Raw genomic sequence first — 13,018 nt, 5'->3', positions numbered from 1 at the left:
CGCAATGCCTGTGGAAAGGAGCGAGGTGCATGCCTGTCTCGATGAAGCTTCCCCATCGCACGCTGATGGTCCTCTGCGGGCCTGCCGGCTCCGGCAAGAGTACCTTCGCCGCGCGCTACTTTAGTCGGGTACCTACGATGGTGGTCTCCTCCGATTACTGCCGGGCCCTGATCTGCGATGACCCGACCAATCAGCAGGTCAACCGCGACACTTTCGACCTCTTCCACTATATAATCAGGAAGCGTCTCTTTCACGGGCGCTTCACGGTGGCCGATAGCACCGCCCTCTACGCGGAAGCACGCCGTAAGCTCTGGGAGCTGGCTTCTCATTTCGGCTACCTGAAATGCCTGGTGGTTTTTAATGTCTCGCTGGCTACCTGCCTTGAGCGCGATCGCCTGCGCGAGCGCCAGGTCGGTGCCCAGGTGATTGAATACCATATCCGTCTTCTGCAAAAGGCGCTGCAGGCGATTCCTGCTGAGCAGTGGGACCGCGTCTATCTGCTCGATGAGCAGGATATGGAGGCGACGGTCGAGATCGATCCCTGACTGGCTCTGGCCTCGCTTCGGCCAGGCCAGGCCAGTTGCCAGGCGCTCTCGTCTCGGTTCTGCTTTTCTCTGGCAAGACAACTTTGAAAGAAAGGATTGCTTCTATTCTTATGGAATCTCACCTTCCCTGGAAGCGCGATGGGTTGCGCTTTCCTCTTCCTTGCGATACGCTCTTCTTCGATGTCGATGGCGTTCTGATTAAAACCAGCGAATCGTTCCGCGCTACCGATATTGCTGTGGCTGAGTATGTGGTTGGCACGCTCCACGGTCTGGATTGGGGCCGCGCTGAGGGCCGCCCTCTGCTGACGCTCGATGATGTGAAGTTCTTTAAGCAGGCCGGCGGCTTCAATGACGACTGGCATATGTGCTATCTGCTGGCCGGCCTTTATACGGCGAAGCTGCGCGAGTGGCGCGGAACTCCTCTGGCGGAGCGCAGTAATCGCGAGTGGATGGAGCTGGCACGGGCTGCGATGCTGAAAGGACACGGCGGCCTGGAATGGGTGCGCTCGGTCATTCCGGCGAGCGCTCTGCCGGACTATGAGCTGGTGGGCGAGTTGTGCCACGAATACTACTGGGGCGCGGCTGAGTATCGCCGGCGCTTCGGGCGCGAGCCACGCTATCTGCCCGATTGGCCCGGCTTTGTGCAGCGCGAGACGCTACTGCTCCCTCCCGACCTGCCGATGCGTTTGCACGACGCCGGTCTGCGAAAGTTAGGCTTGATTACTGGCCGCATCGGCCCCGAGGTCGATAGCGCTCTGGAGCGCCTGGCCGCTCATAGCGGAGGACCGTGGTGGAATGTGGTGATCAGCGGCGACGATTGTTTGAAGCCAGATCCACGGGCGCTGCGCCTGGCCATCGCAGCGGTGGAGGCTGGTGGTGGCCTCTATGTGGGCGACACGGCTGACGATCTCGATCTGGTTCTGAATTATCGCCGCACTCAGACGCCCGGCGAGCCTGATTTTCTGGCCGTGATGCGCGTCTTCCCCGATGAGGTGCCTCTTTATCGCGAGCGCGGCGCCGATCTGATTATCCGCGAGGTGGCTGAGCTGCTCACCTTCTTGCCCGCCCACTAACTCGGAAAGCTTCTCGAACTCTGGCCAGGGCCAGCGGCTCCATCCCCGCAAGGCACAACCGCAATGGAGCCGCCTGGCCGCTAACCGTCGTATTCATCAGGGTGTGCGTTTCTGGGCCTCTTCAATGAGACTGACCAGGTATTGCAGTTTCTGAATGGCCTGCAGGGCATTGCGCCGATTCCGCTCGTAGCCTTCCGGCGCCAGCTGCAAAAACCAGGTGCGGATGTCTTCTTCAGAAACATCATACCACTTGGTGTCGGCTTGCAGGCGCAGATAGACGCGCATGGCCGGGTCTTGCTGCTTGCGCCGCGCTACGAATTGGAGCGGCTGCGCGCCACCGGCAGCCGCGGCGCTTTCTTGTTCATCAGCGGCGATGGCCTGCGCCAGCTCAGGCTCGGGATGCAGCTCCTTGTAGAGCGCCTCGACGTCGGCGGTCTTGAAAAAGTAGTCGCGTCCTACCCCCTTATAGGCTCGAATGCGACCCTGTTGGACCCATTGGTCCAGCGTGCGCCGATCGATACCCAGGCGACGGGCCGTTTCGGCAGCATCTAGAAAGGCGAAGCGCCCTCGTGCCGGTCCACCGGTGATCATAGCTTGAACTCCTTGGCCTCCGCCGCAAAGCAGAGGCTTTCTTGCCTGCTTCTCTCGCTCTTCTCAACTCTGCGTTAGTTAGTTAGCCCGTCAGACGCTGCTGCAGGGTAATACCCAGACCATCAGGATCATGCAGGACGGCGATTAAATTGCCGGTGACCTGCTTCTCCGGTGGCTGCGAGAAGGTTGCACCGCGCGCCTTCAGTTCTTCATAGGCGGCCTGGATATCGGGGACAACAAAGGCCAGATGAGCAACGCCCGCCGGCGGGCGCCCTGGATGGAACTGAGCCTGCCCCTGGCCACCGGCACGATGAAGGGCCAGACGCACCGAGCCAGTCTCAAATTCTGTCCAGCCCGGCGAGCTAAAGCGCAGAGGCAGGCCCAGAACATCGCGATAGAAGGCCGTCGAGCGCTCCATATCGCTGACATACACCACAATATAGTCAGGCTTCTCCAGCTTGATGGTCATAGCCAGGATACTCCTTCTTGGCTTTGGCGGCGTAGAATAGCAACAGCGTACTGCCGTAACGCCGCTCGTCTTCCAGGATCAGACGTGTTAGCGGCACCGCCAGCAGCTCATCGCGCTCGCGTGGATGAATCTGGACAATGACAAGGCCGTTCTCACTCAGCAGCGGTGAGCGATCTAGAAGGGCCAGGGCCCGAGCGGCCAGGTGACGATACTGCGGCGGGGCCACATAGATGATATCATATGCTCCTGCTGGCAACGACGGGCGGTCTCCAGCGCCGCCGCTGGCAGGCCCGGCCTCTTGCTGGACCTGGACCCACTTGAAGGCATCGGCACGCAGGGTTTCAGCTCGCTCGTGCATCCCAGTCAGCTGAAGGTTCTCACGCAACACTTTGAGGACACGGGGGTCGATCTCGATAAAGGTGGCAAAGGCCGCACCACGACTGAGCGCCTCAATGCCCACGCCGCCGGTCCCGGCAAAGAGGTCCAGAAAACGGGCCCCTTCGATGCGTGTGGCCAGAATATCAAAGAGCGCCGTCTTTACGCGGTCGATAATCGGACGAGTGCCGGGCGTGCGCGGAGATTTGAGACGCCGCCCTTTGGCTTCTCCGGCAACAACGCGCATGGTTGTCTTCTCCCCTCTGTCCAGGTCGCTCAATTGAGAGCCAGGATGACAGCAACGTCACGGTCAAAGTTGTCTTGCTTCGCCCAGGAAATTAAGGCTTCTACCTGGTCAATGCTGAGCTGCTTGAGGGCCGCGACTCCCCAGATGCGGCCTATCAGCTCGCGCAGCTCGTCCTCGCTGATCTGCTCGCCGATGACGTTCCAGAGGACAGTCAGGCGCGCCTGGCTGGCCGGTGTGTTGCCACGAACCTCACGCATCTTATTTAAGAGGGTACGCGCATGAATACGGTCTTGAAGCGAGAGCTGTCTGCTCCCCCTGCTCTCCAGATTCAACTCCTCTCCTTCTCCGCCACCTCGTTCCTCTTCACGATCATATCCTCCTCTCCCTCCTCCTCCCTCTTCTCCATGCTCCTGGCTCCAGTCGTCACGATCATTCTCGCCATCATCTTCTTCAAAGATATATTCTTGCTCTTCTTGATAATCATCGTCGCCTTCAGACTGTTGTAGCTGTGAAGGGAGAGAAGGCTCGATTCCCTGGCCAGCTTCCTGCTCTTCTTCTTCTTCTTCTTCTTCGTCTTTCGGACCCCTGTCTCCGATGATCAGCTCTTCACGGGTCCTCCCCTGACTCCACTCACGCTGGGAAAAGACTGCGGGATAGGCCTGCTCGGAGAGAGAAAGAGAAGCGGAAGGCGAACCAGCCGAACTGGAGGCGCTTTCACTCGCTGCTCGACTCGTCGCCCGATTCGCCGTCGCATTTCGCTGGGCGAGGAGATAACGCAGCTGGTCCAGGGCTTCACGCAGATTGATATTACTGAGGCTCCTGACCCCCAGCAGCTTCATAGCCTGTTTCGAATCGATACCGAAATTGTCGCGCAAAATCTGCAGAAACTGAGGAAGGGTCAGGTCGCTATTGAGATTGCCAAAGACGCCGGGGGTCGAGGGCAGGGCGGGCGCCATGCGGCGCCGCAGCTGCGAGGCGGAGGGCGGTAGCTGGCCCTCGGTTGAAGTAGCAGGAGCTGAAGCTGGTCGGGCAGGGGCCGCGGGGCGCATCTCCGCTGGTGGCTCGCGCAGGCCCGTGGGCCGTGCCGATGGAGCGCGTCCTCCCTCTTCACCAGCGGGATGCGCTGGTGCACTGCGCCCCCCCCCTCCTTCCTCGCCGGAGGAAGCCACAGGCGTCTTACGCGGCGCAGCGGTCGGACCGAGGCGCTGCTCAAGGCGAGCGCTGAACTGATCGAGGCCCGCCAGCGCTTCCTGGAGGAGACGCTCACGCTCCTCAGCGCTGGCGTCCACAGGAACCGGCACCTCAACCTGGATGACATGGAGGCGCCCCTGAGCTGCAAACTGGGTTTTATAGTGGAACCAGATATAGGCCCCACCAGCTGAGATTCTCTCCTGTTCCTTTGCTCCAGCCTCATCCATAAACAACACCTGCCTCTCTCTCCGGCACGCGGGAGTCGCCACCACCAGTCTCGCCCTCGTGGCTGCTCCCTCAACAGCCAAAGGGAGCAGCCAACTGTGCTGGCAGCGGGCAGCGTGGCCTTTCTTGTTCTCCCATTATACCAAAATGAGAGGGTTCTGCACGGTGGCCAGCTCTGCTCAACCGCGGTTTCCTACACGAGGAGCTTGCCGGTGCGCCAGGTATCAACGGCCAGTTTTATCGTATGAACATAGGCGGCCACATCGTTACCGTCAGCAGCCGGGGCGTAGACAGGCACAATCTGATCAACCGTGATCAATCCTCGGGCGACGTATTCATCGGCGATCAGCCGATACCAGTCGGTAAAGCCTGCTTCCCAGCTGGCGTAGCGCCGATAGCCGGCATAGCTCGCCTGCCCGGGCAGGGCCCGAATATTGCCCAGCGAACGGGTGACACGCGCGACGCCAGTCGTACCAAAGCGACTCTCCTCCAGAAAGAAGGCCAGGGCATAGACAGGATCAATATGGTAAGCCAGGCCATCGGCATAAAGGGCCTGTCCCTTGCCCGCCGCTGGTGAGTCGTAGGCAGCCAGCACCTGATCAATGAAGTCCGCCGATACCGAGGGCTGGCCCACAACCGCATAGTGGCCCTCCTCCTCTAGAGCGACGGGATCAAAGAGGAGCCACAACAAGGCGGCCACGATCAGCGCGGCCAGCGTCAAGACCAGCCAACGACTCTGCCACTGTGACCCCGCTCTGCCGTAGCGCCGAGAGGGGCGACGGCTTTCCTGGCCCTTGCGCCTGCCGCGGCTGCTGTGCCTTCGGCGATAGCGCCCACTGCGCATCATGCTCCATCCGCCTTCAACACAAAGATTGCGGTCAGCTTGCTGCCGGGGGCTATTATCGCACGAGTCGGGAGCAAAACGCCAGTCGCTTGTCAGGTGGCCGTCACCTTGAAAGCAGTGGGCACATTGCTCCAAATTGCTCCCAGGAATCACTTGTCAGGCAGAGTAGCAGACCGTACAATACAGTCAACATAAGGCGACCGCCCTGCTCTCACCGGGAGGGAGAGAGGGAGGCCATCACAGCGCAAGGGTCGTTAAAAGCCGGAGAACGAGCAAAAGCAGCGACAGCAGGCCGGGGGAACGTCACGGCGAGCGGATAGCACTGGAGCGGGCACCCCATCCGCTCCGACTTTATCTGCAGGAGCACGTCCTATGCTTCATCCTTCACCGACATATCCGCGATTACCAGAAGCGAAGCCGAGCGAGCAAAAGCAGTCGAGAGCCACCCCTCTGCACCCGCGCCTGGGAGAGAGGCCACTGGCGCGCAAGATTAAGGCATTCTTGCGCCCGCCGATCAAAGCCATCTACTACGTGATCAGTCAGGTTCGCAGCCACAAGTTGCTGAGCCTGGTCGTCGTGGTGATCTTTCTGGCTACCGCCACACTGACCAATTACGCGCTGACAGGGGAGTGGCCGCTAGGCATTGCCCAGGATCAGTTCAACTTCCACATCAATGGTGGCGATGGTGGCGGCGATAAAGTCAAAGACTGGCTCTATGCCCTGCGCGATGGCGACGTGGCCACGATGCACATGCTGCAATCGACGCTGATCATGGCTCAACCCCCTGATCCAGCCGAGCTGGTCAGCCAGTACAGCGAGAAGCAGACCAATCTGGTCTGGCGCGACATCCACGTCGTGGGGGCCTATCAACAGTCAGACACGACTATTGACAGCCTGGTGAGCGTGAGCCTTGGGGCCCGCGGTCCGGGTGGAGGAACCAGTGGCTACATGCTCTGGCACTTTACCACTATCGCGCAGAACGGCGGGATGCTGCTCGCTCTCAGCCTCGTGAGCTTCCGAAACGCTCTTAGCTAGGTAGTGCGTCGATGGTACGGCAGGGCCTCGCGTCTGCGACTCCCTGAGCCCAGGCGAGATGGCCAGAGTTGGCGATGTGAGCTATCAGCCAGAGGTCACTCGCCGACCCCAGTTAGTGAAAGAAAAGGGGACTGCCATGGCGACCGAGAAACACTTTGAGAAGCAGACCGAGCTGGATAAGTCTATCGACCGGGGTCTCGATCAGTTTGGCCGCTTCGTGCGTCACAACTGGTTCTGGCTCCTGCTCGGGGGGCTTGTCCTCTGGTACTTTTTCAGCGCTATCTTCCCCCAGTTGAGCGCCCCTTCCCCAGGGGCTCTCTTCGCCTACCTGCTGCAGATCGCCTTTGCCATCTTCTATATCCTGATCCAATTTATCGCCCTCTTCTGGTTCCTAGGACGTCCCCGCCTCTACTGGCTGATGCCGGGCGAGACGGGCGTTGGCTTTCAGGACTATAAGGGCAACCCGGAGGTGCTGGAGCAGGCCAGGCGGATCGTGGCCATTCTTCAGGGAATTAAAGAGTTTCGCGAGATGGGCGGCCAACCCATCCGTGGATTGCTGCTTTCCGGCCCACCCGGCACCGGTAAAAGCTATCTGGCCCAGTGTATCAGCAGCGAAGCCCAGGTTCCCTTCGGTTACGCCAGCGCCGCCAGCTTCCGCAATATGTTCTGGGGCATCGATGTCCTGATTATTATGCGACTCTATCGGCGGGCGCGTAAACTGGCGCGAGAGTACGGGGCCTGCATTCTCTTCCTGGACGAGATCGATGCGCTGGGAACTTCGCGCACGAGCCAGGGCCGCACACCAGTCCCGGGTATGGGGGGCGGCCTCTTCGGCTTTATGAGCACCGGTGGCTCTCTTAACCAACTGCTGATGGAGCTGGACCCGCCGCCGGTCGAAACAGGCTGGTTTAGGAAAATTCTGCGCGTCCTCGGCCTCTACCACGGGCGAGTCCAGCGCGAGCCAGTCTTGACCATCGGGGCGACCAATCTGCCCGAGAGCCTTGATCCAGCCCTGCTGCGCCCGGGACGTTTCGATCGGCGTATCCACGTGGCCCCACCCACGGATAAGTACCGCGGTGAGGTCATCGAGTACTATCTGCAGAAGGTTAAGCATGATCCCAACATCTCAATCAGTGCCCTGGTCTACCGCATGGCGGGCTACACGCCTGTGGAGATTAAACATGTCATTAACGAGGCGGTGATCATCGCCTACTTCTCTGGACGCGATGAGGTGCATTATCAGGATATTATCGAGGCCCAGGATATCCATGAGCTGGGCTATCGCCGGGAGAGCAACCTCTCGCTCCTGGAACGACGGCGCCTGGCCTACCATGAGGCCGGTCATGCGGTCGCTTCTTACTACCTGCTAGAGCGCTACCTGCCGCCCTTTGTGACGATTCATCAGCGCAGTAGCCTCGAGGATGCGGCCGCCTTTGCCCTTCCTCGACCCAAGGAGACGATTGTCACGATGAGCAAGGAGGAGATCCTCGCTCATATCCAGATGATGCTCGCCTCCCGCGCCGCCGAGGAGCTGTTTCTGAATACTCAGCTGAATGGGGCCATTGGTGATCTGCAGCAGGCCACCGCGCTGGCCGCTTCCTACATCGGCCTCTATGGCATGGACGGGACCCTGGTCTCCTATGGCTCCCTCGTCCCTCAGTCTGCAGAGCCAGGCGCTACACCCACTGCAGCGCCGTCACTGTCTGCACTCCAAGAGCGCATCGAAACTGTGCTTCAATCGCAGTTCAAGGCCGTCAAACTCCTGCTGCAGGAGCACCGCGAGGCGGTGATCGCTGTGGCAGAGTCCCTGATTGAGCGCGAAGAGCTGACCCCCGAGGAGGTCGAGGAGCTGATCAATGAGGCCGACGCCCACCGCGTGACCGTCCAGCTGCTGCCCGAGCTGGCACCAGTGCTTGGTCTGAGTCAAGAGCAGACCGATGGCGATGGCCACGTAGCCACGCTCGCCGCCAGGCTGCCAGCCAGCAACGGCCACGCCGCAGATGAAGCTTCCACTCCCGAGGCCACGCAATCGTAAGCCCAACCCCCTCACAGACTCCAGGGCTCTGGCTGAGAGGGAGAGAGGAAGGAGAGCTTGCTACTGTTGTGCTTTTCTTCCTCTCCCCCCGTTGCCAGGCGCTCACGCTGTTGCTCTGATCGCGTGATCTTTTTGCACACCCTCGAAGCAGACCAGGCCATTTCTCTCAAGATGGTGACCTTTGCGCTATTGTAGTGTATAGTGAAATGCGTCTCTCGAAGAGAGAACCCAGAACTGCTTGAGGGTTACAAGCCTATGACCAACGAGGTCATCGTGGATAGCCGGGCCCCCATGTCCACGACGCATAGACCCCAGAACGCACCCAGGCGCTGGTTGTGCTGGGCAGGGCTATGCCTCTTGCTCGCCCTTGGCCTGGGTATGCGTCTCTATCGGTTGGGACAGCCACTAGAGCGCGATTTTGACGAAGGGGTCTACCTGCAGTCGTTGCGCGCTATGAGCCACGGCTTTGCTCTCTATAGCCAGATCTTCTATTCGCAGCCACCGGCCTTTCTGGAAGCAGTCTTTCCAGTCTACGCCCTGGCCGGTCAGACTCTGTGGGCGGGACGCCTGGGCATTGCTCTGCTCTCGCTCTGCGGTCTGCTCGGTGCCTGGTTACTTGGCAAGGCTCTCTCTGGCTATACAGGAGCCTTTGTGGCCTTGCTCTTAACATTGACCAGTGTATCGTTTCTCAACGAATCGCGCGTTCTGCAGGCAGATGGTCCATCGGTCGCGCTGTCGCTACTGGCCGTCGGCCTGGCCTTTCACTGGTGGCAAAAGCCTGCAGGGTGGCGCGGCCTGATCCTGGCAGTCCTGAGCGGGGCGATCCTGGCGCTCAGCATCCTCACCAAATTCCTGGTTGTACCCGCTCTTCTCCCTGCCGGGACGCTGGCACTGATTCGCTTCTGGCACTTGATCCGCCGGCCCCAAGGCGAGGCCCTCCCGGCTCGCAGCCTCACCTTCTGGGCGCCGGTAGCCGGCATGCTGGCCTTCGTGCTGGTCGCGCTCTTGCTCTTCGTACCGTTCATCGGCTCCTTTCCCGTGATGTTCCAGAGTATCTTCTCTTTTCATACTCAGTCAAGCATAGACTTTCGCTACACGTTCCGTACGCTCACCCTGCCACTGTTAGCACAGGGCCTGCTGACGCCCCTGACACTGGCAGGTCTGGCAGGAACAATTGTGGCTGGTCTGCGCCGGGATTGGCGTGTCATACCGTTGCTGCTCTGGTTGGGGGGAACGCTCATTGTTCTGCTGGAGCAACGCCCCCTCTTTGTTCACCATCTGGTTGCGCTGGTGCCGCCGCTTGTGGGACTGAGCGCTTTAGGGTCTCCCGATCTTGCCGCGCTCAGTCGCCGGCTCCGAGACAGCAGCGATCAGCAGAGCCAGCGTCGCTTCTCGCTGGCCAGCTCGATCATGGTGATCGTCCTGGTGCTCACCTGTGCCGGTGCTCTCAGCCAGGACGTGCTCTATTTTCTCCAGCCACCTCACCCTGTGATGCCAATGGAGCCGCTCCAGCTCGTGGCCAGGGATCTAGAGCATTTCACCCAACCAGGCGAGATGGTGATCAGCGATGAGCCGCTGGCGGTGGCGCTCGCTGGACGGGATACCCCGCCCTGGCTCGTGGACCCCTCCTCGGTGCGCATTCACACTGGCTACCTGACTCTCCAGGACCTGATCACTGCCAGCCAGCAGCCCCAGGTGCGGGCTGTGCTCTTCTTCAGCTCGCGCTTTCGTTTACCCGAGATCGAGGAGTATCATAATTGGGTGGCACAACATTTTCATCTGGTGCGTGTCTATGGCAAGGATAGCATAGGCTACCCCCAAGAGCTATGGGTGCGCTAACGGAGCCTCAGCACGCTTGCCTTCGGCAAAAGATAGGGTGCAATCCTTCTTAGCGCAGGCGAGTAGAGCCACGGAGAAAGGAGTCGTCTCATGGCGGGACGTCGTACTTTTAGCACGATGGAAATGATCCTCTTGGGTGTCTTGATTGGATCACTGGTTCTTGCATTCTTACAGGCGCGCCGGCAAGCAGAGCCGCGCTAGAGCCATGATCACCTCATCCCGGTGATGCTGGCCTCTGCTGGCCTCTCCTCTCCACAGCTTCAATAAGCGCCTCCCTGGTCAGGATGCGCTGAGGCAACAGGAGAACGGATAATTCAAGCAGGCTGCAGTGTGACACGCTGCAGCCTTTTGCTTTGCCGCCTGTGAGCAGCGGGCAGGTGGGCAAAGTCTGAGCCAGCATGATATCATAGGTAGCAGCGAAGGAGAGCAAGGCGCTAGCCAGCCAGACACATCACAGGGCGGCCCTCGCCAGTCGAGGCCGCAGCGGAGCAGCAGCAATAGCAGAGCGCGGCACAGGGTGACAGCTGCTCAACCCAAAGTGAGCTGTGCCCCCGTCAGTCAGTGACGCCAGAGCAGGGGCCGGCTCCTACAAGTGCACCTGCGCTCTCAGCTGAACATCATTGTATTGTTGTCTGTCCGCCTGCTTTTTAATATGATCACCCTCATGAGCCGACTCACGGCGGCGACCACGGCAGCGCCGGCCCTCGGCCCTCGCTCTCAGCACACCGATCGAGAAGAAAGGCTTCATGCCAGATCGCCAAATTGTTGAAAGAGAGTTGCTGTCATGACAACGGTCACCTCAGATGAGCAAAAGCCACACCTGGAAGAGAGCATTGCACCAGCGGCAGCGCATCCTCTGCAAAAGTGGCTGCTGGTCTTAGTTGTCTTTGTGGCCGGGGCTGCTTCGCTGGGGGTTGAGATGGCCGCTTCGCGTCTGCTTGCCCCTTATTTTGGTTCCTCGCAGTTTGTCTGGGCAGCCCTGATCGGCCTTATCTTGCTCTATCTGACCTCGGGCTACTATCTGGGTGGACGCCTGGCCGATCGTTTCCCCCGGCCTGTCGTCTTCTACCTGATTACCACTATCGCAGCCTTCACTATCGGCCTGATTCCCTATATCGCGCGTCCGATCCTGCTCTGGTCGCTCAAGGCCTTTGCCACCTACTCGGCCAGCGTCTTCATCGGCTCCCTTGCCGCCGTGATCTTGCTCTTCGCTATCCCTGTCATTCTGCTCGGCTGCGTCTCCCCCTTTGCTATCCGCTTGCTCTTGCAACAGGTGGGCCGCTCTGGCAGACTGGCCGGCCAGCTCTACGCCATTTCGACCGCCGGTAGCATTGTGGGCACCTTCCTCCCCGTGCTCTGGCTGATTCCCAACTACGGCACACGCTTCACGTTCCTCGTGACCGCTATTACGCTGCTGCTGGTCTCGATCCTCGGCCTGTTGGTCAGCACTACTGGACCGGGCGGCGGCGGCTGGCGCCCGCAGGAAGGCCAACAGCCCCCCCGTTTCAACAAGAAGAGCCTGCTCTCCCTCCTGCTGTTGATCCCTTTGGGGCTGGAGTTTCTGGCTCTGGGCGGCCCCATCAAGCCGGCCTCGGGAACCAATGGCGGCGGAGTGCTCATCGCCGAGCGCGAATCCGAATATAACTATATTCAGGTGGTGCGTGTTGGTAGCGAGATGCAGCTGATTCTCAATGAAGGGGAGGCTGTGCACTCGGTCTATGACCCCAACTCGGTCTTGACGGGCGGCCCCTGGGACTACTTTATGATTGCCCCTTACTTTAACAGGCCGCCCTTTACCCCGGCGATGGTTCAGCGCGTCGCCATCATTGGCCTGGGCGCCGGAACTATCCCCCGCGAAATCACCGCGGCCTATGGTCCCATATCTATCGATGGCGTCGAGATCGATCCTACCATCGTCGAGCTGGGCCGCCGCTATTTCGCGATGAACGAGCCGAACTTGCATGTGATCGTCCAGGATGGGCGCTACTTTTTGCGCACAACAACGCAGAAATATGACTTGATCGGCATCGATGCCTACCAGCAGCCGTACGTTCCCTTCCAGCTCGCGACCGAAGAGTTCTTCAGCGAGGTACGCGCTCATCTGACGCCGACCGGGGTGGCCGTGATCAACGCCGGTCGGACACGCCATGACTTCCGCCTTGTGGAAACACTCGCCCAGACCATGCACGCAGTCTTTCCGAATGTCTATATTATAGATACAGCGCGCTTCACGAATAGCATCATCGTGGGCACGAACGCTGCGACTTCGCTCAGCGACTTCGCCCTCAACACGGCCACGCTGACGAATCCGCTGCTGGCCAACGTCGCCCAGGCCAGCCTCGCCTTCGGCAACATACGCGAGGAGCAGGGGCGCCATGTCTTTTTTACCGATGATCGCTCACCAATCGAGCAGCTCATCGATCAGATGATTCTTGATGCTATCCGCAGCGGCGACGAGTGACCGCTCACCAGCGCCCACCGCGCACGTCTGGCTTCGGTTCCCGCTGCTGCTGATAGAGCATACGAGGGCTTCAAATCTATCTCTTGCT

At 60.0% G+C, this 13,018-nt stretch carries 11 protein-coding genes; 6 read left to right on the top strand and 5 right to left on the bottom strand.

The window, feature by feature from the left end:
• Window positions 1–29: 29 nt before the first annotated feature.
• Together BGC09_RS12120 and BGC09_RS12115 are read left to right on the top strand one after the other, a co-directional pair.
• The gene (locus BGC09_RS12120; protein WP_084658564.1) at window positions 30–545 is read left to right on the top strand and encodes an AAA family ATPase; all 516 of its coding nucleotides are present in this window, start codon (window positions 30–32) and stop codon (window positions 543–545) included.
• A gap of 110 nt (window positions 546–655) precedes the next feature.
• On the top strand, window positions 656–1,618 hold the full coding sequence (locus tag BGC09_RS12115; RefSeq protein ID WP_069804243.1) for an HAD family hydrolase: 963 nt from the start codon (window positions 656–658) through the stop codon (window positions 1,616–1,618).
• A gap of 96 nt (window positions 1,619–1,714) precedes the next feature.
• Here BGC09_RS12115 and BGC09_RS12110 read toward each other — a convergent pair whose 3' ends face one another.
• The 5 genes from BGC09_RS12110 to BGC09_RS12090 all read right to left on the bottom strand — a co-directional run bounded on the left by BGC09_RS12110 (window position 1,715) and on the right by BGC09_RS12090 (window position 5,563).
• Window positions 1,715–2,209: a helix-turn-helix domain-containing protein gene (locus tag BGC09_RS12110; RefSeq protein WP_069804242.1), complete on the bottom strand. Its 495-nt coding sequence runs from the start codon at window positions 2,207–2,209 to the stop codon at window positions 1,715–1,717.
• Between the two features lie 82 nt (window positions 2,210–2,291).
• Window positions 2,292–2,678, bottom strand: a complete 387-nt coding sequence (locus BGC09_RS12105; RefSeq protein WP_069804241.1) for a VOC family protein — start codon at window positions 2,676–2,678, stop codon at window positions 2,292–2,294.
• Window positions 2,653–3,300, bottom strand: coding sequence for a 16S rRNA (guanine(966)-N(2))-methyltransferase RsmD (gene rsmD, locus BGC09_RS12100; RefSeq protein WP_069804240.1), 648 nt, complete (start codon window positions 3,298–3,300; stop codon window positions 2,653–2,655). The genes BGC09_RS12105 and rsmD overlap by 26 nt, the downstream gene beginning before the upstream one ends.
• 29 nt (window positions 3,301–3,329) lie before the next feature.
• The gene (locus BGC09_RS12095; RefSeq protein ID WP_069804239.1) at window positions 3,330–4,718 is read right to left on the bottom strand and encodes a hypothetical protein; all 1,389 of its coding nucleotides are present in this window, start codon (window positions 4,716–4,718) and stop codon (window positions 3,330–3,332) included.
• Between the two features lie 191 nt (window positions 4,719–4,909).
• Window positions 4,910–5,563 carry a glucosaminidase domain-containing protein gene (locus BGC09_RS12090; protein ID WP_141727759.1) on the bottom strand — a complete coding sequence of 218 codons (654 nt, stop codon included), beginning with the start codon at window positions 5,561–5,563 and terminating at the stop codon, window positions 4,910–4,912.
• A 369-nt stretch (window positions 5,564–5,932) separates the two neighbouring features.
• Here BGC09_RS12090 and BGC09_RS12085 point away from each other — a divergent pair, with 369 nt between their 5' ends.
• The 4 genes from BGC09_RS12085 (at window position 5,933) to BGC09_RS12070 (ending at window position 12,930) form a co-directional block, all read left to right on the top strand.
• Window positions 5,933–6,595, top strand: a complete 663-nt coding sequence (locus BGC09_RS12085) for a hypothetical protein (protein ID WP_069804237.1) — start codon at window positions 5,933–5,935, stop codon at window positions 6,593–6,595.
• 136 nt (window positions 6,596–6,731) lie between these two features.
• Complete coding sequence (locus BGC09_RS12080; protein ID WP_069804236.1) at window positions 6,732–8,630, top strand: AAA family ATPase; 1,899 nt, start codon at window positions 6,732–6,734, stop codon at window positions 8,628–8,630.
• Between the two features lie 255 nt (window positions 8,631–8,885).
• On the top strand, window positions 8,886–10,469 hold the full coding sequence (locus tag BGC09_RS12075) for an ArnT family glycosyltransferase (protein ID WP_084658558.1): 1,584 nt from the start codon (window positions 8,886–8,888) through the stop codon (window positions 10,467–10,469).
• A gap of 784 nt (window positions 10,470–11,253) precedes the next feature.
• Window positions 11,254–12,930, top strand: a complete 1,677-nt coding sequence (locus BGC09_RS12070) for a spermidine synthase (RefSeq protein WP_084658555.1) — start codon at window positions 11,254–11,256, stop codon at window positions 12,928–12,930.
• Window positions 12,931–13,018: the final 88 nt, after the last annotated feature.

It is taken from the genome of Thermogemmatispora onikobensis (assembly GCF_001748285.1).
Lineage (GTDB): Bacteria > Chloroflexota > Ktedonobacteria > Ktedonobacterales > Ktedonobacteraceae > Thermogemmatispora > Thermogemmatispora onikobensis.
Note: the sequence above shows the minus strand (reverse complement) of the source record. Positions and strands in the feature narration are given on the sequence as shown.